Source organism: Methylobacterium sp. Leaf399, from assembly GCF_001424525.1.
Classification (GTDB): domain Bacteria; phylum Pseudomonadota; class Alphaproteobacteria; order Rhizobiales; family Beijerinckiaceae; genus Methylobacterium.
Genome location: NZ_LMQK01000003.1, coordinates 43,808 through 67,255, shown reverse-complemented (window position 1 = coordinate 67,255; position 23,448 = coordinate 43,808). Strand labels below are relative to the sequence as shown.

Here is a 23,448-nt window from a genome sequence, read left to right as displayed (position 1 = left end):
CAATCTGAGGTGTTGGAATAATCCGTTGCTTGCGCTAGGAACGGCGGGCAGATCCGGATCTCGCCCATGGAATTTCCGACCCAGGCGCAAGCGCAGGCCCACCTCGAGGCGCTGCGACGCCGCCGCGACGCCCTCGACCGGGAGATCGCCGACTGCTTGGCGTTCCTCGACCTCGGCCACCGCCTCCGGCCGGCCGCGTCACTCCCCGAACCGGCGTCGGATCGGGCCATGGCGCCGGACGGGTTCGATGCCGGCGACGACGCGTCCCGTTCCGAGGCCCGGCGCCGGGGCCGGGCGATCGTCGCTGCCTGCGTCGCGCTCCTACGCGAGGCGGGCCGGCCGCTGCATGCGGGGGAACTCGTCGCCGGCCTCGCTGCCGCCGGCGTCACGGTGCCGGGCCCCGATCCGGTGGCCGCCCTCAACACCCGCCTGTGGAAGCGCTCGAATCCCGGCGGCCCGTTCCGGCGCCTCGGCGACGCCGTCTATGACTTGGCCTGAAAGCTTGGCCAAAGACTTGGCCAAAGACTTGGCCGAAGGGGCGAGGGCACGACGAACTGCGGTTCGCCGGGGGGCCCGCCGTCACGGTGATGCACCGATCCGGCCCACCGCACCGGCCCTTGCCGCCCGCCCGGAACCCCTGCCGAGGGGGGATCCGGCCGAGGGCCAGAGCGATGAAGCGACCCGAAACCATCGGTGGGGCGAGCGTTCGCTGAGTCCTTCAGCCTCACGAGTCCTTCAGCCTCAAAAGTCCTTCAGCCTCTCATGGCCCTCACCGGCCCGGCGTGAAGCTGATGGTGGCCACCGCCCGCTTGGTGCGGTCCTCCGGCCAGGGGGCGGCCTTCTGGGGGGCGCGGCCGGAATAGACCATCGTGCCCTCGCCCTTGCGCAGGGTGACGCGGCCGCGCGGGGTGTTCACGGTCACGAGGCCGTCGAGGACGAGGACGCCGAAGCCGCCGTCGATCGGGCCGCCCCAGACCGTGGTGCCGCGCACCCCCAGCGTCCCCACCGCGGTGCGGATCGCGACGTTGCCCCCGGTCGGGCCCTCGATCTTGCCGCCCACGAACAGGAAGGCACCGCGCGCCACCGTGATCCCGAGCTTTCCGCCCTGGCGCTCGGGTTTGTAGACGAACTCGTCCACCGTGAGCTTGGCGTGTTCGCCGAGCGTCAGGACGGTGCCGTCGCTGAGCTTGGCCTCCAGGCGCGAGGAGCCCCCGGTGCGGATCATGTCGCTGAAATAGACCGGGCCCGTCGGCGTCATGTCGCGGGACTGGCCCTCGACCACGGCCACGGCCTGGCGTTCGACCTTGTCGACCCGGCCGACCACGCCGGCGGCCCCGGCCGCGGACGGGCCGAACAGGGTCGATGCGGCCGCGAGAAGGGCAGGAAGGAGGGCGGGCGGCAGGGTGGCGCGGGAGGGCATCATCGGGGTGGCTATCCGGTCCGGGCGAGCGAAGGGGGGGCGAGGAACGAAGGGGCAGGCCCGTCGGGGGCCGTCGGGGGGCCGGCGAGGGCGCGGGTTCCGGCGGTGCGGACGAGCGCCAGGGTCTCGGCCAGGGGCACCGGCCGGCCGAACAGGTAGCCCTGGCCGAAGGCGCAGCCCATGGCGGTCAGGGCCTCGGCCTCGGCCGGGATCTCGATGCCCTCGGCCACCACCGGGATGGCGAGTTCGTCGGCGAGCCGCAGGATGGTCTGGACGATCTTGCGGCTGCGCGGGTCGCCGAGCATCGCCTGCACGAAGGCGCGGTCGACCTTGAGGGTCGTGATCGGCAGGGTGCTCAGGTAGCTCAGGCTCGAATAGCCGGTGCCGAAATCGTCGATGGCGATGCCCATGCCGGTGTCGCGGCAGCGGGTGAGGGCGTCCGCGGCGGCGCGCGGGTCCTGCATCAGGATGCTCTCGGTGATCTCGAGCTTCAGGCTCTCGGGCGCCATGCCGCTGGTGGCGAGCATCTCGGCGACCATGGCGGGAAAGCTGATCAGCGCCAGGTCGTGGCCCGAGACGTTGACGCTGACGAAGGGCACGCCCTCCACGGCCTGCGGGTTCTGCAGGGCCGCCAACATGATCTCCGGCATCACCCGGCCGACCTCGGCCAGCGCCCAGCGGGTGATCTCGACGATGAGGCCGCTCGCCTCGGCCACGGGGATGAAGGCGAGGGGCGGGATCAGGCCGCGTTCGGGGTGGCGCCAGCGCATCAGCGCCTCGAAGCCCGCGAACCGGCCCGAATCCAACCGCACGATCGGCTGGAAGAACAGCACCAGTTCGCCCTCGTCGAGGGCGCGGCGCAGCTCACGCTCCATGACGAGCTGGCCGATGGCGGCCTGCATCTGCGTCGAATGGACCGGCTGGTCGGCGGGGGCGGCGGCCCGGCTCGGCTCGGGATGCGGCAGGGTCGTGCGGTTCACCATCGCGAGCATGTCGCGGTAGCGTGCCATGACGACGCCCAGGCACATCCGCAGGATCGGGTCGAGCTGCGCGATGCGGTGCTGGATCTGGTCGTCGGTCACCGGGATCAGGCTGCAGTCGCGGGCGACCCTGGCGGAGGCCGAACGCGGGCCGGCGTCGAGGAGCGCCATCTCGCCGACGATCTCGCCGGCCCCCCGGGTCGCCAGCCTGACCTCGCCGCCCTCGCGGCGCAGGAAGATCTCGATCTCGCCGTCCATCACGAGATAGGCGGCCCGGCCGACCTCGCCCTCCTCGAACAGCACCGATCCCGTCGGCAGGGTGAGGCGGGCATAGGTATCCGGCATGGGCGTAAGGTGCGCCTCGCAGCCCGCGACAGGGCGACGGGGAAACCTTTGTCAGAAGAAGTTTAAGCGAACCTCTCCGCCCTCCTCGTGCCGCCTCCCCGGATACGCCTCGCGGCGGCTCGCGGCATTGGCCGATTCGTTCATCCGGCCTTGCCAGAATGGCGGGCGAGGCGCGGGTCGCCCGCGTTCCGTTCCCTGAGGATCCCGTTGGCGATGCGACGCGGCCTGAGACGCCTCTCTCCGGTGATGGCCGGCCTTGCCGCGCTCCTGGCCGTGCTCGCCCTGCGCGCGACCCTGGCCGATCCGTTCGAGCGGCTGCGCCTGGCCGGCTTCGACCTGCTTCAGCGGGCCGCGCCCCGCACCCTCGCGACGCCGGCCCCGGTGCGGGTCGTCGACATCGACGACGCCACCCTGGCGCGACACGGGCAATGGCCGTGGTCCCGCGACACCGTGGCCGGGCTCGTCGACACCCTGCGCGACCTCGGTGCGGCGGCCATCGCCCTCGACGTGGTCTTCGCCGAGCCCGACCGGACCTCGCCGCGCACCCTCGCCGACACCTGGCGCAGCCGCTACGGCTGGCAGGGCGATGCCGCGGGCGACCGCCTGCCGGACCACGACGAGACCCTCGCGGCGTCCTTCGCCAAGGGCCGGGTGGTCTCGGGCTACGGCCTCCTGCCGGCCGACAACGGCGCGGCTGCCCCGGCCCGGCCCGGATTCGCGGTGCTGGGCCCCGATCCGGCCGCGCATCTGCCGGGCTTCTCCGGGGTCATCGCCAACATCCCGCTCCTCGAGCGGGCGGCGGCCGGACACGGCAGCTTCACCATCGCGGCGGGGCGCGACGAGATCGTGCGGCGCCTGCCGATCCTCGGGTCCCTGCGCGGCGGCCTCGTGCCCTCGCTCGCCCTCGAGGCGCTGCGGGTGGCGCAGGGCGAGGACACCGTCCGGGTCCGCACCGAGCAGAACGGCGGCCCGGACGGCGCCGTCACCGGATTCACCGTCCGGGTCGGGTCGCTGGAGATCCCCCTCGACGCCGAGGGCGCGCTGCTGCTCCACCACAGCGGCAGCGTGCGCGAGCGTTCCGTTCCGGCCTGGCGGCTGATGCAGCCTCAGCCCGATGCCGCCGCCCGCGAGGCGGTGGCCGGCCACATCGTGCTCCTGGGCACCAGCGCCGTCGGGCTGGGCGACCTGCGGCCCACGCCCCTCAACGCCTACGAGCCGGGCATCAACGTCCATGCCGAGGCCCTCGAGCAGATCCTCACCGGGGCGACCCTCGACCGTCCGGCCTGGGCGGGGGGCGTCGAGATCGTCGCGGCCGCCGGCCTCGCCCTCGCGGCGGCGCTGGCCGCCGCGGCCCTGGGCCTGCGCTTGGCCACCGGCCTCACGGGACTGGCGATCGCCGCCCTGGGCCTCGGCGCCTGGCTCGCCTACGTCCGGGCCGGCCTCCTCGTCGATGCCACCCTGCCGGGCCTGGTGGTCGGCCTGAGCTTTTCCGCGGCGATCCTGACGCGCCACCTCCTGGCGGAGGGGGATGCCCTGCACCTGCGCCAGGCCTTCACCCACTACCTCTCGCCCGACCTCGTCCAGGCCCTGGTGGCCGATCCCGGCGCGCTCAAGCTCGGCGGCGAGACCCGGACCATGACGTTCCTGTTCACCGACCTCGAAGGCTTCACGAGCCTCACCGAGACCCGGGGGGCGGAATCCCTCGTCGCCCTGCTCAACGGCTATCTCGACGGGCTGTGCGGCGTCGCCATGGCGCATGGCGGCACCGTGGACAAGATCGTGGGCGACGCCGTCCACGTCATGTTCAACGCGCCCCTCGACCAGCCCGACCATGCCGAGCGGGCGGTGGCCTGCGCGCTGGCCATGGATGCCTTCGCCACCGGGTTCTCGGCGGCCCAGCGCGAGGCCGGGGTGCCCTTCGGCAAGACCCGGATCGGCGTGAACACCGGGCCGGCGGTGGTCGGCAACTTCGGCGGCGCGCGCCGGTTCGACTACACGGCGCACGGCGACGCCATCAACACGGCGGCCCGGCTCGAGGCGGCCAACAAGGCGCTGGGTACCCGCATCTGCATCGCCGGCAGCACCGTGACCGGCTGCCCCGGCCGCGCCTTCCGGCCGATCGGCACCCTGATGCTGCGCGGCAAGGCCCAGGGCGTGCCGGTGTTCGAGCCGGCGCCCGCGGTGTGCGAGGCCGCCTTCGAGACCCGCTACCGCGATGCCTTCGACCGCCTCGCGGCCGGCGAGGAGGCGGGTGCGCAGGCGATGCTGGCGCTCCACGCCGAGCGCCCGCAGGACGCGGTGGTGGCCCTGCACGCCCGCCGGATCGGGGCCGGCGACCGCTCCCTGCGCATCGCCGCGTGAGCCCGACTCATAGCATTTCCGGTTGATCACTTCGTGATGCGGAAATGGGCTTCGCTCAGGCGCCGCGCGGGCTCGGTGATACGGTTCCCGCTGGATCCGAGCGGAAACCGTATCAGCTGGGCGCGCGTGCGCCCACCAGACCCGTTGTGGCGCGGTAGCGCAGGCCGAAGGCGGAGAGCGCGATGAGGAAGGACAGGCCGTTGGTGGGCACGTAGAGGGCCGTCTCGAACACCGTGATCGTCAGGACGAACAGCCACAGCCGCAGGAACAGCATCCCGAGGGGATCGATGCCGCGCCCGCGCGCCTGCAGGTCGCGCAGCGGCGCCAGCACCAGCCACCACAGGGTCAGGGCGAGGCCGGGCAGGCCGATGTCGAGGGCGACGCTGAGGTAGCCGTTGTGCGCGCTCTTGATGGCGTTGACCCAGCTCGCGCCCTCGCCGCCGCCGCCGTAGAACACGCTCTCCCAGAAGGCGCCGTAGCCGTAGCCGGTGATCGGCCGCTTGGCGATGTTGTCGAGGGCGAACCCCCAGATCTCGGTCCGCCCGGTGAAGCTGGCGCTGCCCAGCACCGAGGCCACCACGGCCTCGATGGAGGGGACCAGCACGGTCCCCACGGTGCCGGCCAGCAGCAGCGCGACCGGTCCGACGATCACGGCCGCCCGCCACCAGCCCGCCCCCGACAGGGTGCAGAGCCAGGACAGGACGAGCACCGTCGGCATCAGAGCCGAGGACGACTTGGCGGCGGTGAAGGCCAGGAACACCGCCGCGGCCACGGCCAGGGCGGTGCCGAGGATCCGGTATCCGACGCTCCGGCAGAACAGGCCCACGAACACGAAGATCGCCGTGGTCGCGCCCGCGCCGTTCTTGTGGTCGAACAGCCCGCGCCAACTGCCGGCGTGCTCCGGCTCGGTGAGGTCGCCGGCGGTGTGCATCGACAGGTTCGGCGCCAGCACCAGCCCGAGGTAGCAGACCGCCGTGATCGCGGCGGCCGTGGCGCCCAGGGTCAGGGCGAACTGGCGCAGGTTGCGGGCCAGCAGCAGCATCGCGGCCGCCGCCATCAGCATGATCAGGAGCGAGACCAGCCTGCGCCCGGAGGTGGCCGGGTCCACCGAGGTCACGGTGGTCAGGCAGAACCAGGCCAGCGTCGCCACGGCCGGGGCGGTCGTCAAAGGCCGCAGGACGCCGAGCCCGCGGTGGAGGATCACGAGGCCGGCCGCGCCGCCGATGGTGAGGAAGAGGACCTGCGTCAGGAGGTTGCCGCCCGCCCCCGATTCGATGAGGTAGGTGCCGGTCCGGTCCTGGAACGGGCTCGGCCCGACGAGGATCACCAGCAGGATCAGCACCATCGTCCCGATGCGCACCGCGTCCGGGATGTCGGCCGCTGCCGTACGCGGTGCGCCGCGCGCGATCCCCGTGCTCATGTCCGCACTCCTTCCCGGGCCGGGACGCCGGTCGCGAGGCCCGTCCCGGTCCGGCACGCGGGCGTGCCGAAGTCGGGCCCCGTTCCGCCGTACCGGCGGTGTCCAGCGGAATTCGTACCACGGGCCGGGCCACGGGCCGGGCCAATGGCCGGGATATGGGCGGCCCGACGGATCACAGGCTCAGGAAGGCGGTGACGAGGCCCAGATCGGTGAGGCCGTGGAGGAGCTGGTCGAAGCCCATCAGCCACCAGAACGGCGCCTGCGACGGCACCAGGGCGGTGCGCCGGCCGACGATCGCCTTCACCCGGTCGACCGCGAAATGGATCGTGAAGTCCACGAGAGCAAGCCACCACAGGTGCGGCGCCACCGCGAGGGCGACGGCCAGCGTCAGGCCCGCGTGGCAGCCGGCATGGGCCGCGAGCGGCAGCAGCCAGCCCCGCGCCCCCTCCTTGCCGCGGGCCATCCATGTGGTCTGGAGGAGGAAGTCGGCGAGGTAGTGCTTGACCGCCATGACGGCGGCGAGCGCCGTCACGGTCCAGACGGGGACCAGGATCATGGACGCATGTTTCCCCGCCGACCTCGTTCGGGACGGCTCTAGAGCATGATGGGGGCAAGGGAAATCGGGTTCTTCGGCCCCGCGCCAGGCTCTCGCGGGCAGAGCGTCGATCGCTCCGGTTCGGCGATCATGCGGTGCGGGCGTGCCGGGTTCGCCTCGGGGCGCTGCGAAACCTGTCGGCGCGGCGCGATCGTCCTGGGCAGGGCGCGGGCAGGGCGCGCGAGGCCATCCGGGTGAGGGCTCGCCCCCCGGCCGCAGCGACACCCTCAAAACCGCCCCCTCCGTCATCGCCCGCAGCATCCGTCCCCATCATTTCACCCCCGCCGCGTTATCGCGCGTCGCCGATGGTGCTCTACCATCGACCCGGTGCGGGGAGGGGCGGCGATGGGTGTGCTCAGGTCGAGCCTGAAGGCGGTGACGGCGGTGGTCTCGCGCAACCGCCTCACCGCGCGGCTGTTCGAGGCTGTCTCGACCTCGCTGTTCTACAACCACGTCGCCCTGGTGAAGGGCCGACACCTGGCGGCGATCCACGCGGCCACGGGCGGGGTCGTCGAGGACGGGCCGTTCCGCGGGTTGCGGCTCGGCCGGGCGGCGCATTGGGGCCACGACGGCATCGCGATGCTGCTCGGCGACTACGAGCGCGAGGTCGCCGCCGCCCTGTTCGCGCGGGATCTCTCGGCCTACGGGGTGTTCGTGGATGTGGGCGCCGCCAACGGCTATTTCGCGGTGGGCATGGCGCTCGCCTCGCCGCTGCCGGTGGTGGCCTTCGAGCGCGATCCGGCCTCGCGCGCGGTCATCCGCGCGAATGCGGCGCTCAACCACGTGAGCCTCGACCTCAGGGAGGAGGCCACGGCGGCCGCCCTCCAGGCGGTCATCGCGAAAAAGCCGGGGCGGGCCCTCGTCCTCGTCGACATCGAGGGGGCCGAACTCGCGGTGCTCGACCCCGCCGAAACGCCCGCGCTGGCCCGCGCCGACATCGTCGTCGAGAACCACGTCGTCGGCGGGACCCGCAGCCTCGACGTGCTGGCCGGGCGCCTGGCGGCGACCCACGCGGCCGTTCCGATCCCGCGCGAGGGGCGCAATCCGTTCCGGTCGGCCCACCTGCGGGCGCTGCCCGACAACGAGGCCTGGGCCTGCCTCACCGAGCAGCGCGCGGCCGATTCGGGCTGGGTGCTGTTCAAGGCGCTGGCGTATCCGTGACCGTGCCGATGACTTGGCCTGTGACTTGGCCCGTGATGGCGGCCACGATCCGCTCGCGCTCGGCCCGGCTCGCGGCCAGGCCCCCCCTGGCCGCGGCCAGGACGTCGGCGCCCGCCGTCCGCGGCGTACCGGCGTCGAAGGGCGGGGCGGGGGCGTATTCGAGGGCGAGCTGGACCCGCTCGGCCTCCGCCCGGCCCATCAGCTCGGCCACCAGCGTTAGGGCGAAGTCGATCCCGGCCGTGACGCCGCCGCCGGTGACGAGGTTGCCGTCGCGCACCACCCGCTCGGCCACGGGTACCGCCCCGAACGCCGCCAGCAGGTCGAGGGCGGCCCAATGGGTGGTCGCCCGCCGCCCCTCCAGAAGCCCGGCCGCCCCGAGCACCAGCGCCCCCGTGCAGACGGAGGTGACGTAGCGCGCAAGGGCCCCCTGCCGGCGCACGAAGGCCAGGGTCGCCTCGTCCTGCATCAGCGCGTTCACCCCGACCCCGCCGGGCACGCACAGCACGTCGAGGTCCGGGCAGGCCGAAAAGGTCGTCGTCGGCATCAGGACGAGGCCGGTGGCGCTGGCGACCGGATCGAGGCTGGCGGCCACCACATGCACCTGCATGCCGTCGGCCGAGGCGAAGACCTCGTAGGGCGCGGTGAGGTCGAGCTGCTGCACGCGCGGGAAGGCGAGGAGGCCGACCTGCAGGGTGTCGATCTGTCGGCTCATGGCGGGTTCCGTGATGGCGCGGCGCTCGCCCCTCCTTACCCCGGCCGGGGCGTGGCGGGGAGAGGCAGGACGATCGGGTGAAACCCGATCGTCGACCATCGGCGCGCGAAGAGCGCCCCGCGGAGCAGGCTTTGTAGGACATCCGTCCTGCAAGGCATCGAGCGCAGCGATAGCCAAGGCCGCGGAGGTGGCCGCCGGCGCTCGAGGCCCGGCAAAAACACAGGGCCATCGGGTTCACCCGATCGCCCTGAGGGGAGAGGCGCTGAATTTGACTTTCCCCCGGCCATCCCCGACACGGACGCCCTTCCCCGACACGGACGCTTTTCGGCAGCGCCGGTCCGGAGCCGCGCTTGTCCCCGCCTTCACGGCCGCCGCCTCGATGATCCGCCCGCCATGAACAGTCCCGCGGCAGACCGGACCCGAGGCGACCGTTTCCGGTTCGCCGAGACCGTCCTCGCCTTCGGTGCCCGCAGCCACGCCAACGCCTGCGCGCTGATCCTCGCCCTCTGCCTCGCCTGCTTCCTGCCCGGCCTGGTCTCGCTGCAGCCGATGGACCGCGACGAGCCGCGCTTCGCGCAGGCGACCAAGCAGATGCTGGAGACCGGCGATCTCGTCGACATCCGCTTCCAGGCCGAGGCCCGCCACAAGAAGCCGGTGGGTATCCACTGGGCGCAGGCCGCCGCGGTGGCGGCCGGGGAGGCGCTGGGCGTGCCCGAGGCCCGCACCACCATCGCCCTCTACCGCATCCCCTCGCTCCTCGGCGCCCTGGCCGCGGCGCTGCTGAGCTACTGGGCCGCCCTGGTGTTCCTCGCCCGGCGCGGGGCGGTGCTGGCCTCCGCCCTGTTCGCCACCTGCCTGATGCTCTGCGCCGAGGCGCACCTGGCCAAGACCGACGCCCTGCTCGCCGCCTGCTGCACCGCCGCCATGGGCGGGCTCGCCCGCGCCTGGATCTGGCGCGGCCGGCGCGACCTCGACCGGGCCACGGTGCTGCTGTTCTGGGCCGCTGTCGCCGTGGGCATCCTGGTCAAGGGGCCGATGGTGCCGCTCTTCGTCGGCCTGCCCGCCGTGGCGCTCTGCCTCCTCCACCGCTCCGGCGCTTGGCTGCGCGCGCTGCGGCCCGCCTTCGGCCTCGCCCTCACCCTCGTCGTGGTGGCGCCGTGGTTCGTCGCCATCGTCTGGAAGAGCGGCGGCGCCTTCCTCAGCGCGTCGGTGGGGCAGGACATGCTCGCCAAGGTCGGCGGGGCCGCCGAGAAGCACGGCGCGCCCCCCGGCACCTACCTCCTGGTGTTCTTCGCCACCTTCTGGCCGGGAGCCGCCTTCGCGGCGCTGGGCCTGCCCCTCGCCCTCGCCAACCGCCGCACCGATGCCGCCGCCTTCCTGCTCGCCTGGATCGTCCCGGCCTGGCTCCTGTTCGAGGCGGTACCGACCAAGCTCCCGCACTACCTCCTGCCGGTGATGCCGGCGGTGGCGCTCCTCGCGGTGATGGCCCTGGTGCCGGGGGCCGCCCTCGACCCCTGGCGGGCCGGCACGCTGCCGGGCCGGATCCGCCACGCCGCCGCCGCCGCCCTCGTGGTGCTGATCCCGGTGGGGCTCGGCGCCGGCCTCGTCGGAGTCGCCTGGCACTTCGACCGGGTGGTCCCCTGGGCCGGCCTCGCGCCGCTCGCCGCCGCCAGCCTCGTCGCGGTCGCCTGCGCCGGGGCGCTGGTGCGGGCGCACCGGGAGCGCGCGATGATGCTCGGCGTCCTCGCCTCCGTCCTGCTCGTGCCGGGCGTGCTCGGGCTGACCCAGCCGTCGCTGGCCGCGCTCCAGGTCTCCCCCCGGCTCGCCGCCATCCGCGATCGCCTGCCCTGCCGGCCCGCCGTCGCCAGCCTCGGCTACCGCGAGCCGAGCCTCGTCTTCCTCATCGGCACGGACCTGACCATGCTCAACACCGGCGCCGAGGCGCGCGACTTCCTTTCCGCCGGCGGCTGCCGCCTCGTCTTCGTCGACGGCCGCCACGCCGGCGACCTCGAGGCGACGCGGGCGAGGGACCTGGCGGGCGGTCAGGTCTCCGTGGTCGGGCAGGTCTCGGGCTTCAACCTCAACACCGGCCGCCGGGTCGACCTCTCCGCCTATGCGGTGACGCCGTGAGCGTGCTGCCCGCCCTGCCCGAATCCGGGTCCTTGCGCCTCTCGGTGGTGGTGCCGGTCCGCAACGAGGCCGGCAACATCGCCGCCCTGGTGGCGGAGATCGGCGCGGCCTGCGCCCCCCTGGCCCCGTTCGAGGTGATCTACGTCGACGACGGCTCCACCGACGGCACCGCCGCCGCGCTGGCCGCCGCCCGGGCCGGCCGGCCCTGGCTGCGGGTGCTCCGCCACGCCCGCAGCGCCGGCCAGTCGGCGGCGGTGCGCAGCGGCATCGCGGTGGTGCGCAGCCCCGTCGTCGCCACCCTCGACGGCGACGGCCAGAACGACCCCGCCTTCATCCCCGCCCTGTTCGCGGCCCTGGAGGCGGGCGGCGCCGGGGTCGGCCTGGCGCAGGGCCAGCGCGTCGGGCGCAAGGACGGGCGCCTCAAGACGCTGCAGTCGCGCATCGCCAACGGCGTGCGCGGGCGCATCCTCAAGGACGACACCCGCGACACCGGCTGCGGCCTCAAGGTGTTCCGCCGCGAGGTCTACGGGGCGCTGCCGTATTTCGATGCGCTCCACCGCTTCATGCCGGCGCTGGTCGCCCGCGAGGGCTACCGTGTCGTCCACCGCGACGTGGTCGACCGGCCGCGCTTCACCGGGCGCTCGAACTACGGCCTGTTCGACCGGCTCTGGGTCGGGCTCCTCGATCTCGCCGGGGTCTGGTGGCTGATCCGGCGCCGGCGCCCCGCACCCGCGGTTGCGGAGGGATGACCCCATGCTGATGCAGCTCTCCGAGGACCTGGGCGGCTACGTCTACGACGTCTTCGTCACCCGCTTCGACCTGTGGCTGGTGTTCGGGCTCGCCGCGCAGCTGGTGTTCGGCTCGCGCTTCGTCCTGCAGTGGATCGCCAGCGAGCGGGCCGGCCGCAGCGTGATCCCGATGTCGTTCTGGTTCCTCTCCATCGCCGGCGGGCTGATGACCCTGGTCTACGGCTTCGTGCGCCGCGAGCCGGTGATCATCTTCGGCCAGGGCCTCTCGACCCTGATCTACCTGCGCAACGTCGCGCTGATCGTGCGCGAGCGCCGGGGCGGAGCGCCGAAGGCCCCGTGACGCCGCTGCCAGCCTTCCACGACGACCTCGACGCCAGCCTCGCCGAGCTGTGGCGGCTCCTGGGGGAGGGCGCCCGCAAGGCCGGCAGCGGCTTCCACACCCCGGCGCTGGCGACGGTGGACGCCGAGCGCCGGCCGCAGGTGCGCACCGTGGTGCTGCGCGCCGCCGACCGGGAAACCGGCACCCTGCGCTTCCATTGCGACCGGCGCTCGCGCAAGGCCGACGAGATCGCAGCCACCGGCTTGGCCGCGCTGCACGCCTACGACAGGGACACCAAGATCCAGATCCGGGTGTCCGGTCAGGCCCGCCTACACACCGACGACGCGCTCGCCGATGCCGCCTGGGCCGGCTCGATGGCGATGAGCCGGGTCTGCTACGGCACCGTTCCGGCCCCGGGTGCGAGAATCGCCGCGGGCGACGCCTACACGCTGCCCGAGGCGGAGGAGGCGGTGGCCCTCGGCCGCGCCAACTTCTGCGCCGTGCAGGTCCGGGCTGAGGCCCTGGAGTTCCTCTACCTCGACCGGCGCGGCCACCGCCGGGCCGGGTTTTTTCGCGATGGGGCGGGCTGGGACGGGCGGTGGCTGGTGCCGTGAGGCCCGGCGCCACTGTACGAAGGAGATCTCTCGTTCACATCGCCGCGCGCAATCGCGCAAACCCGGCATCCAGATCCGCCTGAAGATCCTCGAGGTTCTCCAGCCCGATATGGAAGCGCAGGCCCGGGCCGCCCGGCTCCCAGCGGGTGGCGGTGCGGTAGGTCTTGCAGTCGAAGGGGATGACGAGGCTCTCGAAGCCGCCCCAGGAGAACCCCATCCCGAACAATTCGAGCCCGTCGAGCAGGGCGGCCAGCGCCGCGGTGGGGACGGGCTCGAGGATCACCCCGAACAGGCCCGAGGAACCGGAGAAGTCGCGTTTCCAGATCGCGTGGCCGGGGTCGTCGGGCAGGGCCGGGTGGAGGACGCGCAGCACCTCCGGCCGGGCCTGCAGCCAGCGCGCCATGGCGAGCCCCTGGCGCTCGTGCTCGCGCAGGCGCAGTTCCATGGTGCGCAGGCCGCGCAGCGCCAGAAACACGTCCTCCGCCCCGGCGCACATGGCGAAATGCTCGAAGGTGCGGTGCAGGGCCGGCCAGTGCGCGGCGTTGGCCGAGGTGAGGCCCAGCAGCAGGTCCGAGCCGCCGCTGAGGTACTTGGTGCCCGCCTCCACGGCGATGTCGACCCCGCGTTCGTGGGGCGGGAAGAACAGCGGCGTCGCCCAGGTGTTGTCCATGATCACCGCCGCCCCGCGGGCATGGGCGACCGCCGCGATGCCCGGCACGTCCTGCATCTCGAAGCTCTGCGAACCCGGCGCCTCCACCAGCACCGCCTTGGTGGTCTCGCGCATCAGCTCGCCGATCCCGGCACCCACCAGCGGGTCGTAATAGGTCGTCTCGACCCCGAACCGCTTGAGCACGCCCTCGCAGAACAGGCGGGTCGGGCGGTAGGCGGAATCGGTCACCAGCAGGTGGTCGCCCGCGCTCACCACGCTCATCAGCGCCACGGTGAGCGCGGCGAGCCCCGAGGGCGTCAGGACAGTGCCGGCGGCGCCGGTGAGTTCGCTCCAGGCGTCCTTGAGGGAATCCATCGTCGGCGAGCCGCTGGTGCCGTAGTCGTAGCGTCCGCGCCGGTGCATCAGGTCGTCGTAGGTGGGGAACAGCACCGTCGAGCCGCGATAGATCGGGGTGTTGACGAAGCCGTGCTGGGCCGAGGGGTCGCGGCCCGCATGGATCAGGCGGGTGCTGCGGCCAAAGCGGCCGGGATCGCGGGGAGGGGTGTTCGACATCGTCACCGAGGCAGGGCGAGGGGGGTATTGCGGTGCGATCACAGCCCGTGCGCGGCTGCGGCGTCAACCCGCGGGGGTTGACCCGAGGGCGCGATCCTTCGCAATGGCCCCGTCGTCATCACGAGACCGCGGACATCGCCCTTGGCCGATCCAACCCCTCGACGACCGCGTGCCGCGGCGCCGCGCCGGGGCCCCGAAGGAGGGCTCGATGGTGTTTCTCGGCCTCCGGCGGCCTCCCGAGCGGCCTCCGCGGCGCTGCGGCGCCTCGGGATGAGGGCTCTCGGGAAGAAGGCTCTCGCGGGAGCGGTGGCGTCGGCGGCCGTGATCGTCACCCCCGCCCTGGCGGACGGCACGCTGGCGCAGGTCAAGGCCCGCGGGCACCTCGTCTGCGGCGTCAGCCCCGGGGTCGCCGGGTTCAGCCTACCCGACAGCGCCGGCGAGTGGCGCGGCCTCGACGTCGATTTCTGCCGGGCGGTGGCCGCGGCGATCTTCGACGACCCCAAGGCGGTGCGGTTCGTGCCCCTGTCCTCGGCCGCCCGCTTCACCGCCGTGCAATCGGGGGAGGTCGACGTGCTGGCGCGCAACACCACCTGGACCCTGTCGCGCGACACCAGCGCCATGAACTTCCCCGCCATCACCTTCTTCGACGGGCAGGGGTTCCTGGTGCGCAAGGCCCGCGGGATCGGCGCGGTGAAGGACCTCGACCGGGCCACCGTCTGCCTGCAGCAGGGCACCACCACCGAGCTCAACCTCGCCGACTGGTTCCGCACCCGCGGGCTCACCTACCGGGTCGTCACCTTCGCCAATTCCGAGCAGACCCTGGGCGCCTACGAATCCGGCCGCTGCGACGCCTATTCCACCGACAAGTCCTCCCTCTACGGCGAGCGCCTGCGCACCGCGGACCCGGAGGAGCACGTCATCCTCGACGAGACCATCTCGAAGGAGCCCTTCGCGCCGGCCGTGCGCCAGGGCGACGACCAGTGGCGCGACATCGTCGCCTGGACCCACTACGCCATGCTCGACGCCGAGGAAGCGGGCATCGGCCAGGCCAACCTCGAGGCGATGCGCAAGTCCGCGCCGGGACCCGACGCCCGCCGCATCCTCGGGCTGGAGGGCCGCTACGGCGAACGGCTCGGCCTCACCGTGGATTGGGCCGAGCGCATCGTCCGCCACGTCGGCAACTACGGCGAGGTGTTTTCGCGCAACGTCGGCGAGGGCTCGCCGCTCAAGGTGCCGCGCGGGCTCAACGCGCTGTGGACGCAAGGGGGCCTGCACTACGGGCCGCCGATCCGGTGAACCATGCCTGACCCCACCCGCTCTCCCGTTCGCCGGCGTGCGCTGGCCATCCAGGCGGCCGTCGTCGTCGCGCTGGCGGGGATCGCCTATCTCGCCGCCGCCAACGCTTCCGACAAACTCGCGCGCCAGGGCATCGTCGGCGGGTTCGGGTTCCTTTGGCGCAACGCCGGGTTCGACATCAGCCAGCGGCTGATCCCCTATGCCGCCGCCACGGCCACCTACGGCGAGGCGATCCTCGTCGGGCTCCTCAACACGCTCCTGGTCTCGGGCCTCGCCATCGTGCTCGCCACGGCACTGGGGTTCGCCCTCGGCATCGCCCGGCTCGGGCCCAACCTCCTGGCCCGGTGGCTGGCGGCCGGCTACATCGACCTCGTGCGCAATCTGCCGCTGCTGCTGCAGCTTCTGGTCTGGTACGTGGCGGTGCGCCTCGCGCTGCCCGATCCGCAGGAGCCGGCCTCCCTGTGGGGGATCGCCAGCCTCAGCCAGCGCGGGCTCTACCTGCCGCAGCCCGACCTGGGCGGGCGCGGCTGGGCGATCCTCGTCGCCGGCGTTCTCGGCCTCACCGCGGCCGTCGTCGCGCGGCGGTGGCCGCTCCGGCTCGCCCTGATCCTCGGGGCTCCCGTCCTGACCCTGGCGGGGCTGTGGCTCGCCGGCACGCCGTTCGCCGTCTCCTGGCCGGTCCGCGGGCCTTACGACGTCGAGGGCGGCCTCGCCGTGCTGCCGGAGTTCGCCGCCCTGCTGATCGGGCTCTCCACCTACACCGCCGCCTTCATCGCCGAGATCGTGCGCGCCGGGCTCATGAGCGTGCCGGTGGGGCAGACGGATGCCGCCAGGGCCATCGGCCTGTCGCGCAGCCAGACCCTGCGCCTCGTCACGGTGCCCCAGGCGATGCGGGTGATCGTGCCCCCGCTCACCAGCCAGTACCTGACGCTCACCAAGAACTCGTCGCTGGCGGTGCTGATCGGCTATCCCGACCTCGTCCACGTGGTCATGGGCACCGTGCTCAACCAGACCAACCAGGCCATCGAGGCGGTGGCGATCACCATGGCGGTCTACCTCCTCGTCAGCCTGTCCACGGCGCTGGCCATGAACGCCTACAACGCCCGCGTCGCGCCGGCGGGGCGCCGATGACCCGGTTCGTGCGCAGCACCCCGGTCCCGCCGAGGCCGCGCCCGCCGAGGCCCGGGGGCGCCTTCGGATGGCTGCGCGAAAACCTGCTCTCGGGATGGGGCAACGCGCTCACCACCCTGGTGATCCTGGCGCTGCTCGCCTTGCTGCTGCCACCGGTGCTGCGCTTCCTCGTGGTCGACGCGGTCTGGACCGGGACCTCCGGCGAGGCCTGCCGCCCGGAGGTGGCGGGCCGGCCGGTGGGGGCCTGCTGGGCCTTCGTCGCCGACAAGATCGGCTACCTCGTCTACGGCTCCTATCCGGTGGGGGAGCGCTGGCGGGTGAACCTCGTGTTCGCCCTCGCCGCCCTGGGCGCGGGCTGGATGCTGTGGCTCGATGCGCCCCGGCGCGGTCTCGGCGCGGTCCTGGTCTTCGCCGTGCTGCCCGTGGTCGGCTTCGTCCTGCTCGCGGGCGCGCCCCGGCTCGGCCTCGGGTCGGTGCCGACCGGGCTGTGGGGCGGCATGCTGGTGACCTTCGTGGTGGCGCTCACCGGCATCGTCGCCGCGCTGCCGCTCGGCATCCTGCTGGCGCTCGGGCGGCGCTCGCGCCTGCCGGTGCTGCGCTACGCCTGCATCGGCTTCATCGAGTTCTGGCGCGGGGTGCCGCTCATCACCGTGCTGTTCATGGCCAACGTGATGCTGCCCCTGTTCCTGCCCGGCGACCTCACCGTCGACCGGCTGGTGCGGCCGCTCGTGGGCATCGCGCTGTTCGCCTCGGCCTACATGGCCGAGGTGGTGCGCGGCGGCCTCCAGGCGATTCCCGACGGCCAGTCGCAGGCGGCCGCCGCCCTCGGGCTGACCCGGGTGCAGACCCTGCGCCACGTCGTGCTGCCCCAGGCCCTCAAGGTGGTGGTGCCCGGCATCGTCAACACGCTGATCGGCCTGTTCAAGGACACGACGCTGGTCTCCATCGTCGGCATCGCCGACTTCATCCGGGTGCTGGAATCGGCGCGCGCCGATCCGCGCTGGTCGGCGCCGATGGTGCCGCTCACGGCCTACGTCTTCGCCGGGCTGTTCTACTTCGCCTTCTGCTTCCTGATGGCGCGCTACGCCGGCTTCATCGAGCGGCGGCTGGCCGCCGGGGACCGGGCCCGATGAACCCGTCGGCCAAAAGCGAGCCGGGCAAAAGCGAGCCGGGCAAAAGCGAGCCGGGCAAGAGTGAGATGGGCAAGAGTGAGCCGGCCGTCGTCCTGTCGGGCGTCAACGCCTGGTACGGCGACACCCATGTCCTGCGCGACGTCGACCTCACCGTGGCCCGGGGCGAGCGGGTGGTGGTGTGCGGCTCCTCCGGGTCGGGCAAGTCGACCCTGATCCGCTGCATCAACGGGCTCCAGCCCCACCTGTCGGGCAGCATCGCCGTGACGGGCATCCGCCTCGACGGCCCGGCGGCCCTGGAGGCGGTGCGCGCCCGCGTCGGCATGGTGTTCCAGAGTTTCGAGCTGTTCCCCCACCTCACCGTCCTCGAGAACTGCACCCTGGGCCCGGTCCACGTCCGGCGTCTGGCCCGCGCCGAGGCCGAGGCGCTGGCGCGCCACCACCTCGCCCGCCTGCGCATCCCCGAGAAGGCGGACGCCCGCCCCGCCGACCTCTCCGGCGGCCAGCGCCAGCGCGTGGCCATCGCCCGCGCCCTGTGCATGGAGCCGGCGGTGATGCTGTTCGACGAGCCGACCTCGGCCCTCGACCCGGAGATGGTGGAGGAGGTGCTCGAGGCCATGGTGGACCTGGCGCGGTCCGGGATGACCATGGTCTGCGTCACCCACGAGATGGGGTTCGCCCGCCGCGTCGCCGACCGCATCGTGGTCATGGACCAGGGCCAGGTCGTCGAGGTGGCGCCGACGGACGCGTTCTTCGCAGGACCCCGCCACCCCCGGTCCCGTGCCGTCCTGGGGTTGGCGCCGGTGTGATGCGGAGCCGGCGTCCGGCTGGTCCGGTTCGTTAACGCCCTTGCGCTACCCGTTGATGGTCCTCGCGTTCTTCGAGAAGTGCCAGCGGTGCGTATCTTCCGGTCCCTTGCCGTCTGCAGTGTCTTCGGCATCAATCTCGTGGCGATCGGCTTCGTGTGCGCCGACCGGCTGGCGCATCCGCCCGTCGCCCCGATTCCCGTCATGGCCCGCTCGACCCAGCTCGGCCCCAGCACCACGGGGGCGATCCCCGGCTCCGCGCCGGTCGCCTCCATGAAGGTGGCGCCGCTGCCCAAGGCCACGGACGGCTTCGACACCGAGCGGCTCAACGCCCTCCTGCGCGGCGATCCGATCTCCGGCCCCGCCCGGCGCTGACCCGGACCCCGCCGGCGTGCCATGATCGGCCGCACGGAGGCCGACCTGCCGATGCGCAGCCTCATCACCGACATCGCCGGCATCCGCGTCGGCCACGCCCAAGACCGGCGCCTGGCCAGCGGCACCACCGCGATCCTGTTCGACGCCCCCGTGACGGCGGGCGTCGACGTGCGCGGCGGCGGCCCCGGCACCCGCGAGACCGACCTCCTCGATCCCGAGCGCACGGTGGCGGCCATCGACGCCCTCGTCCTGTCGGGGGGCTCGGCCTTCGGGCTCGATGCGGCGGCCGGCGTCGTCGCCCGCCTCGCCGAGACCGGGCGCGGCTTTTCGGTGGGGGCCGCCCGCGTCCCGATCGTGCCCGCCGCGGTCCTGTTCGACCTCCTCAACGGCGGCGACAAGGCGTGGGGCCGCTTTTCGCCATACCGCGACCTCGGCTACGCCGCCGCCCGTGCGGCGGCCCCCGCCTTCGCCCTCGGCTCGGTGGGAGCCGGGATGGGCGCCACCACCGCCGGCCTCAAGGGCGGCCTCGGCTCGGCCAGCGCGCCCGTGGCCGGCACGCCGGCCCATGTCGGGGCGCTCGCCGCGGTCAACGCCTTCGGCCGGGTGACGGTGGGGGAGGGGCCGTGGTTCTGGGCGTCCCCCTTCGAGGTGGGCGCGGAGTTCGGCGGGCGCGGGTTCCCCCCGACGATGCCGGCCGACGCCTTCGCCTGGCCGAGCAAGGAGTTGCCCGGCGCCAACACCACCCTTGCGGTGGTCGCCACCGACGCGATCCTCACCAAGGCGCAGGCCCGCCGCCTCGCGGTGATGGCGCAGGACGGCCTCGCCCGGGCGATCCACCCGGTCCACACGCCGCTCGACGGCGACGTGGTCTTCGCCGTCGCCACCGGCCGGGTGCCGCTGGCCGATCCCGTCGGCGACCTCGCCCGCCTCGGCGACGCGGCGGCCCGCGTGCTGGCCCGGTCGGTGGCCATCGGGGTCTTCGAGGCCACGGCCCTGGCCGCCGGTCCCCCCGCCTGGCGCGATCGCCACGGGGGCTGAGGCCCGGCCCCCGTGGGCGGGCCCCCTCGCTTTCCGCCGCCAAGCCACGCCGCCGCCAAGCAACGCCGGCGGCTCGCATCGATATCGCCAGATGCGCCAGTCTGGAATTGTTATAATTCTCAGGTCAGGCACCGTCGAAATGGGTGGCACGACGACGCAGTGCCAGTTAATCCCATGATGACGATAAATGTTGAACGCGGCCCGTATTGGTTTATGCCTGCGCCCGGTCCCCGCCGCCATCCGGCGTTGCGGGCACGGCCGGGGCGGATCGGCCTCGCGGAGTGTCGAGTGATGCTGGGACGTGGCGGTCGCAGGGCCCTGGTCGGGGCGGTTTTCGCGAGCCTGGCGGCGGTGGGCGCTTCCCACGCCAAGGAGGTGCCGATCGGCCCGCACGTGGTCCAGCAGGGCATCGACGTCGGCGCGGTCTACCTGCAGCCGATCGAGATGGACCCGCCCGGCATGATGCGCGCGGCCGCCGATTCCGACATCCACCTCGAGGCCGACATCCGCGCCGCCAAGGACAACAGGAACGGTTTCGCCGAGGGCGACTGGATGCCCTCGCTGTCGGTCACCTTCGCGCTGGTGAAGCTCGACGGCGACAAGCCCACCGAGACCAGGGTGAGCGGCACGCTGATGCCGATGGTGGCCAACGACGGCCCGCACTACGGCGACAACGTCAAGCTCGCCGGCCCCGGCCGCTACCGCCTGACCGTGACCGTGGCGCCCCCCGGCCCGCACGCGCATTTCGGCCGCCACGTCGACAAGGAGACCGGCGTCGGGGAGTGGTTCAAGCCGTTCGACCTCGTCCAGGACTTCACCTTCGCCGGCACCGGCAAGAAGGGGGCGTATTGACCGCCCGGTGGGCCGCCGGGGCCCTGCTCGCCGCCGGTCTCGCCGCATCCCCGGCCCGGGCCGATGACCTGCCGGTGATCCGGGTCGAGATGCGCGACGGGGTCATCGTCCCCAGCGTCATCGAGGTCCCGGCCAACACCCGCTTCAAGCTCGAGATCGCCAACACCGGCCAGACCCCGGTGGAGTTCGAGAGCGCGGAGTTGCGCCGCGAAAAGGCGATCGCGGCCGGCTCCACCTCGTCGATCGTGTTCCGCACCGTCGATCCCGGCTCCTACGCGGTGTTCGACGACTTCCACCCGGAGGCCAAGGCGACCCTGGTCGCGAAATGACCTCCGCCCGTCGCTCACGCCGATCGGCATCCCCTCTCCCTCGGCGAGGAGGGCAGGGGCAGGGGGAGGGGACGGTCGGGCGACCCTCTTCGGGCCCGGCGGACCCGACACTCCCATCCTCGATCCTCCCCGTCACCGAAGGCACCCTCCCGTGACCCCCCAGCCCATCGCGCACCCACCCGGCCTGCCCCGGCCCGGCCTCGGCCGGATCGACGCCGGCCTGGCGCGGCTCGGCGACTGGCTCGGGCGCCACCTGCGCACGGTGCGGGCGCTGCAATGGGCGGTGGTGGCGGTCTACCTCGTCCTCGTGGCGGTGCCGGCCTTCCTGCCGCTGCCCGGGCGCAGCGCCCAGATTTGGACCGACCTGACGCTGGCGGCGCAATTCGCGTTCTGGGGCATCTGGTGGCCGTTCGTGCTGGTGAGCATGGCGGTGGTGGGCCGGGCCTGGTGCGGCCTGCTGTGCCCGGAGGGCACCCTCACCGAGGCCGCCAGTCGCTGGAGCCTCGGGCGGGCGGTGCCGCGCTGGCTCAGCTGGGGCGGCTGGCCGTTCGTGGCCTTCGCGGGCACCACGGTCTACGGCCAGATGGTCAGCGTCTACGGCTACCCCAAGCCCGTCCTCGTGGTGCTCGGCGGCTCGACCCTCGCGGCGATGGCGGTGGGCCTCGTCTACGGCCGCAACAAGCGGGTCTGGTGCCGCTACCTCTGCCCCGTCAACGGCGTCTTCGCGGTGCTGGCCAAGCTCGCCCCGGTGAGCTTCCAGGTGGACGGCCGCACCTGGGCCGCCTCGCCCCGCCCGGCCCGGTCGGAGGCGTTCAACTGCGCGCCCCTGGTCCCCGTCAGGACCATGCGCGGGGCGGGCGCCTGCCACATGTGCGGGCGCTGCAGCGGCTACCGCGGCGCCGTGCGCCTCGCCCGGCGCTCGCCCAACCACGAGATCGTCCATGTCGCCGGCACCGAGCCGGATGCCGGCCAGAGCGCCCTGATCCTGTTCGGGATGATGGGGCTGGCGGTGGGCGCCTTCCAATGGTCCTCGAGCCCGTGGTTCGTGTCGGCCAAGCAGGCCCTGGCCACCTGGCTGATCGAGCGCGGCACCGCCTGGCCCCTCGAGACGACCCTGCCGTGGTGGGTGCTCACCAACTACCCCGAGCACAACGACGTGCTCAGTCTCCTCGACGGGACGATGCTGATCGCCTACGTCGCCGCCGCGGCACTCGGCCTCGGGCTCGCCCTCGCCGCCCTGGTGGCGCTGGCGACCCGGGCGCTCGGCGCGTGGTCCTGGCCCCGCTTCCACCACCTCGTCCAGACCCTGATCCCGGTGGCCGGCTGCGGCCTGTTCCTGGGGCTCTCCGCCCTCACCGTCGGGTTCCTGCGCGGCGAGCGCATCGACGTCCCGTTCGTGCCCGAGATCCGGGCGCTGCTGCTGGCCGGGGCCTGCCTCTGGACCCTGCGCCTCGCCTACGCCGTCGCCGGCCTCTCCGGCCGCGGCCTGCGGCGTCTGTCCGCCACCGCCGCCATCGGGGCGGCCATCGCCCTGTCGAGCGCCGGCTGGGTCCTGATGTTCTGGATCTGGTGACCGCCTTCCCTCCCTCCACAGGAGATCCGCCATGATCGGCGCCTTCGTCATCGCCTTCCGCGAGGTCATCGAGGCCGGCCTTATCGTCGGCATCGTCATGGCCGCCACCCGCGGCATGCCCGGCAGCCGGCGCTGGATCGCGCTGGGGGTCGCGGCGGGTCTCGTCGGCGCGGCCCTGCTGGCGCTGTTCGCCGAATCGGTCTCCGACGCCTTCGACGGCACCGGCCAGGACATCCTCAACGCCGGCGTCCTCGTCGTCGCGGTGCTGATGCTGGTCTGGCACAACACCTGGATGAGCCGGCACGGGCGCGAGCTCGCCGGCGACCTGCGCGCGGCCGGCGATGCGGTGCGGGCGGGCGAGCGCCGGGCGGCGGCGCTGGCCGTGGTGGTCGGCGCCGCGATCCTGCGCGAGGGGGCCGAGCTCGTCCTGTTCCTCTACGGGCTGGTGGCCTCGGGCGCTTCCGGCGCCGACCTCCAGATCGGGGCGCTGGCCGGGGTCGCGGCGGGCGCGGCGGTCTCGGCCGTGAGCTACTTCGGGCTCGCCGCGATCCCCACCCGCTACGTCTTCTCCGTCACCTCGGCGCTGATCGTGCTGCTGGCCGCGGGCCTGGCCGCCCAGGCGGCGCAGTTCCTCGCCAACGCCGGCCTCGTCACCGTGCTCGGCCAGACCCTGTGGAACACCGCCGCCATCCTGCCCGAGGCGTCCTGGCCCGGCCGCGTCCTGCATGCGCTCGTCGGCTACACCGACCGCCCCACCGCGCTCCAGGGCGCCACCTACCTCGCCACGGTCCTGGTGATGCTCGCCCTGATGCAGTGGAGTGCGACCGGTCGTCCCCGGGCCCTGCGGACCGCCTGAGGCCCCCTTGCTGGCGCGCGCGCGCGATCTAGTT

Annotated in this window: 23 protein-coding genes; 17 read left to right on the top strand and 6 right to left on the bottom strand. The window is 73.3% G+C overall.

Annotated elements, in window-relative coordinates; all coding sequences use genetic code 11:
* Window positions 1-66: 66 nt before the first annotated feature.
* Window positions 67-498, top strand: a complete 432-nt coding sequence (locus ASG40_RS05380) for a hypothetical protein (protein WP_055881991.1) — start codon at window positions 67-69, stop codon at window positions 496-498.
* Window positions 499-769: 271 nt separating this feature from the next.
* On the opposite strand, the gene ASG40_RS05375 is transcribed toward ASG40_RS05380, so the two are convergent.
* Complete coding sequence (locus ASG40_RS05375) at window positions 770-1,423, bottom strand: FecR family protein (protein ID WP_055881988.1); 654 nt, start codon at window positions 1,421-1,423, stop codon at window positions 770-772.
* An 8-nt stretch (window positions 1,424-1,431) separates the two neighbouring features.
* Window positions 1,432-2,745: an EAL domain-containing protein gene (locus tag ASG40_RS05370; RefSeq protein WP_055881984.1), complete on the bottom strand. Its 1,314-nt coding sequence runs from the start codon at window positions 2,743-2,745 to the stop codon at window positions 1,432-1,434.
* A gap of 213 nt (window positions 2,746-2,958) precedes the next feature.
* Here ASG40_RS05370 and ASG40_RS05365 point away from each other — a divergent pair, with 213 nt between their 5' ends.
* A complete protein-coding gene (locus tag ASG40_RS05365) occupies window positions 2,959-5,106 on the top strand; it encodes a CHASE2 domain-containing protein (RefSeq protein ID WP_082523915.1) in 2,148 nt (715 codons plus the stop codon).
* A gap of 112 nt (window positions 5,107-5,218) precedes the next feature.
* Here the strand turns inward: ASG40_RS05365 and ASG40_RS05360 are convergent, their stop codons facing one another.
* Both ASG40_RS05360 and ASG40_RS05355 read right to left on the bottom strand, forming a co-directional pair.
* A complete protein-coding gene (locus ASG40_RS05360; protein ID WP_055881972.1) occupies window positions 5,219-6,526 on the bottom strand; it encodes an O-antigen ligase family protein in 1,308 nt (435 codons plus the stop codon).
* A gap of 172 nt (window positions 6,527-6,698) precedes the next feature.
* Window positions 6,699-7,082 (bottom strand): DUF3307 domain-containing protein, encoded by a 384-nt coding sequence (locus ASG40_RS05355; RefSeq protein ID WP_055881969.1) that lies wholly within the window; start codon window positions 7,080-7,082, stop codon window positions 6,699-6,701.
* Between the two features lie 384 nt (window positions 7,083-7,466).
* Between ASG40_RS05355 and ASG40_RS05350 the strand changes: the two genes are divergently transcribed.
* Entirely contained in the window at window positions 7,467-8,282 is an 816-nt protein-coding gene (locus ASG40_RS05350) for a hypothetical protein (protein ID WP_055881966.1), read from the top strand.
* Here ASG40_RS05350 and ASG40_RS05345 read toward each other — a convergent pair.
* Window positions 8,260-8,994 carry a DJ-1/PfpI family protein gene (locus tag ASG40_RS05345; RefSeq protein ID WP_055881963.1) on the bottom strand — a complete coding sequence of 245 codons (735 nt, stop codon included), beginning with the start codon at window positions 8,992-8,994 and terminating at the stop codon, window positions 8,260-8,262. The two genes, ASG40_RS05350 and ASG40_RS05345, sit on opposite strands and share 23 nt — an antisense overlap.
* A 393-nt stretch (window positions 8,995-9,387) precedes the next feature.
* Here ASG40_RS05345 and ASG40_RS05340 point away from each other — a divergent pair, with 393 nt between their 5' ends.
* Genes ASG40_RS05340 through ASG40_RS05325 form a run of 4 tightly spaced genes read left to right on the top strand, consistent with a single transcriptional unit; the run spans window position 9,388 to window position 12,806 of the window.
* Entirely contained in the window at window positions 9,388-11,124 is a 1,737-nt protein-coding gene (locus tag ASG40_RS05340) for an ArnT family glycosyltransferase (RefSeq protein ID WP_055881960.1), read from the top strand.
* On the top strand, window positions 11,121-11,873 hold the full coding sequence (locus ASG40_RS05335; protein WP_244480535.1) for a glycosyltransferase: 753 nt from the start codon (window positions 11,121-11,123) through the stop codon (window positions 11,871-11,873). The genes ASG40_RS05340 and ASG40_RS05335 overlap by 4 nt, the downstream gene beginning before the upstream one ends.
* A gap of 4 nt (window positions 11,874-11,877) precedes the next feature.
* On the top strand, window positions 11,878-12,213 hold the full coding sequence (locus tag ASG40_RS05330; RefSeq protein ID WP_055881956.1) for a lipid-A-disaccharide synthase N-terminal domain-containing protein: 336 nt from the start codon (window positions 11,878-11,880) through the stop codon (window positions 12,211-12,213).
* The gene (locus tag ASG40_RS05325; protein WP_055881953.1) at window positions 12,210-12,806 is read left to right on the top strand and encodes a pyridoxamine 5'-phosphate oxidase family protein; all 597 of its coding nucleotides are present in this window, start codon (window positions 12,210-12,212) and stop codon (window positions 12,804-12,806) included. Before ASG40_RS05330 ends, ASG40_RS05325 begins: the two co-directional genes overlap by 4 nt.
* 34 nt (window positions 12,807-12,840) lie before the next feature.
* On the opposite strand, the gene metC is transcribed toward ASG40_RS05325, so the two are convergent.
* Window positions 12,841-14,028, bottom strand: a complete 1,188-nt coding sequence (gene metC, locus ASG40_RS05320) for a cystathionine beta-lyase (RefSeq protein WP_055881951.1) — start codon at window positions 14,026-14,028, stop codon at window positions 12,841-12,843.
* A 270-nt stretch (window positions 14,029-14,298) separates the two neighbouring features.
* On the opposite strand from metC, the gene ASG40_RS05315 reads away from it, so the two are divergent.
* The 10 genes from ASG40_RS05315 to ASG40_RS05270 all read left to right on the top strand — a co-directional run bounded on the left by ASG40_RS05315 (window position 14,299) and on the right by ASG40_RS05270 (window position 23,414).
* Window positions 14,299-15,324 carry an amino acid ABC transporter substrate-binding protein gene (locus ASG40_RS05315; protein WP_055881946.1) on the top strand — a complete coding sequence of 342 codons (1,026 nt, stop codon included), beginning with the start codon at window positions 14,299-14,301 and terminating at the stop codon, window positions 15,322-15,324.
* A 3-nt stretch (window positions 15,325-15,327) separates the two neighbouring features.
* Window positions 15,328-16,455, top strand: a complete 1,128-nt coding sequence (locus ASG40_RS05310; RefSeq protein WP_055881942.1) for an amino acid ABC transporter permease — start codon at window positions 15,328-15,330, stop codon at window positions 16,453-16,455.
* A complete protein-coding gene (locus ASG40_RS05305) occupies window positions 16,452-17,588 on the top strand; it encodes an amino acid ABC transporter permease (protein ID WP_055881939.1) in 1,137 nt (378 codons plus the stop codon). The genes ASG40_RS05310 and ASG40_RS05305 overlap by 4 nt, the downstream gene beginning before the upstream one ends.
* Window positions 17,585-18,394 (top strand): amino acid ABC transporter ATP-binding protein, encoded by an 810-nt coding sequence (locus ASG40_RS05300; RefSeq protein ID WP_082523914.1) that lies wholly within the window; start codon window positions 17,585-17,587, stop codon window positions 18,392-18,394. The genes ASG40_RS05305 and ASG40_RS05300 overlap by 4 nt, the downstream gene beginning before the upstream one ends.
* A gap of 87 nt (window positions 18,395-18,481) precedes the next feature.
* Window positions 18,482-18,766: a hypothetical protein gene (locus tag ASG40_RS05295; RefSeq protein ID WP_055881936.1), complete on the top strand. Its 285-nt coding sequence runs from the start codon at window positions 18,482-18,484 to the stop codon at window positions 18,764-18,766.
* 51 nt (window positions 18,767-18,817) lie between these two features.
* Window positions 18,818-19,804, top strand: coding sequence for a P1 family peptidase (locus tag ASG40_RS05290; RefSeq protein ID WP_055882089.1), 987 nt, complete (start codon window positions 18,818-18,820; stop codon window positions 19,802-19,804).
* 291 nt (window positions 19,805-20,095) lie between these two features.
* Window positions 20,096-20,656: an iron transporter gene (locus ASG40_RS05285; protein WP_055881932.1), complete on the top strand. Its 561-nt coding sequence runs from the start codon at window positions 20,096-20,098 to the stop codon at window positions 20,654-20,656.
* Window positions 20,653-20,985: a cupredoxin domain-containing protein gene (locus ASG40_RS05280; RefSeq protein ID WP_055881927.1), complete on the top strand. Its 333-nt coding sequence runs from the start codon at window positions 20,653-20,655 to the stop codon at window positions 20,983-20,985. Before ASG40_RS05285 ends, ASG40_RS05280 begins: the two co-directional genes overlap by 4 nt.
* Window positions 20,986-21,136: 151 nt before the next feature.
* Window positions 21,137-22,558 carry a 4Fe-4S binding protein gene (locus tag ASG40_RS05275; protein WP_244480534.1) on the top strand — a complete coding sequence of 474 codons (1,422 nt, stop codon included), beginning with the start codon at window positions 21,137-21,139 and terminating at the stop codon, window positions 22,556-22,558.
* Between the two features lie 31 nt (window positions 22,559-22,589).
* Window positions 22,590-23,414: an FTR1 family iron permease gene (locus ASG40_RS05270; protein ID WP_055881924.1), complete on the top strand. Its 825-nt coding sequence runs from the start codon at window positions 22,590-22,592 to the stop codon at window positions 23,412-23,414.
* Window positions 23,415-23,448: the final 34 nt, after the last annotated feature.

Coding starts and splice junctions, on each gene's coding strand:
- ASG40_RS05290 (WP_055882089.1), top strand. CDS start 18,818: ATGCGCAGCCTCATCACCGACATCGCCGGCATCCGCGTCGGCCACGCC.
- ASG40_RS05380 (WP_055881991.1), top strand. CDS start 67: ATGGAATTTCCGACCCAGGCGCAAGCGCAGGCCCACCTCGAGGCGCTG.
- ASG40_RS05270 (WP_055881924.1), top strand. CDS start 22,590: ATGATCGGCGCCTTCGTCATCGCCTTCCGCGAGGTCATCGAGGCCGGC.
- ASG40_RS05330 (WP_055881956.1), top strand. CDS start 11,878: ATGCTGATGCAGCTCTCCGAGGACCTGGGCGGCTACGTCTACGACGTC.
- ASG40_RS05360 (WP_055881972.1), bottom strand. CDS start 6,526: ATGAGCACGGGGATCGCGCGCGGCGCACCGCGTACGGCAGCGGCCGAC.
- ASG40_RS05375 (WP_055881988.1), bottom strand. CDS start 1,423: ATGATGCCCTCCCGCGCCACCCTGCCGCCCGCCCTCCTTCCTGCCCTT.
- ASG40_RS05365 (WP_082523915.1), top strand. CDS start 2,959: ATGCGACGCGGCCTGAGACGCCTCTCTCCGGTGATGGCCGGCCTTGCC.
- ASG40_RS05355 (WP_055881969.1), bottom strand. CDS start 7,082: ATGATCCTGGTCCCCGTCTGGACCGTGACGGCGCTCGCCGCCGTCATG.
- ASG40_RS05285 (WP_055881932.1), top strand. CDS start 20,096: ATGCTGGGACGTGGCGGTCGCAGGGCCCTGGTCGGGGCGGTTTTCGCG.
- ASG40_RS05315 (WP_055881946.1), top strand. CDS start 14,299: ATGAGGGCTCTCGGGAAGAAGGCTCTCGCGGGAGCGGTGGCGTCGGCG.
- ASG40_RS05300 (WP_082523914.1), top strand. CDS start 17,585: ATGAACCCGTCGGCCAAAAGCGAGCCGGGCAAAAGCGAGCCGGGCAAA.
- ASG40_RS05340 (WP_055881960.1), top strand. CDS start 9,388: ATGAACAGTCCCGCGGCAGACCGGACCCGAGGCGACCGTTTCCGGTTC.
- ASG40_RS05305 (WP_055881939.1), top strand. CDS start 16,452: ATGACCCGGTTCGTGCGCAGCACCCCGGTCCCGCCGAGGCCGCGCCCG.
- metC (WP_055881951.1), bottom strand. CDS start 14,028: ATGTCGAACACCCCTCCCCGCGATCCCGGCCGCTTTGGCCGCAGCACC.
- ASG40_RS05370 (WP_055881984.1), bottom strand. CDS start 2,745: ATGCCGGATACCTATGCCCGCCTCACCCTGCCGACGGGATCGGTGCTG.
- ASG40_RS05350 (WP_055881966.1), top strand. CDS start 7,467: ATGGGTGTGCTCAGGTCGAGCCTGAAGGCGGTGACGGCGGTGGTCTCG.
- ASG40_RS05345 (WP_055881963.1), bottom strand. CDS start 8,994: ATGAGCCGACAGATCGACACCCTGCAGGTCGGCCTCCTCGCCTTCCCG.
- ASG40_RS05310 (WP_055881942.1), top strand. CDS start 15,328: ATGCCTGACCCCACCCGCTCTCCCGTTCGCCGGCGTGCGCTGGCCATC.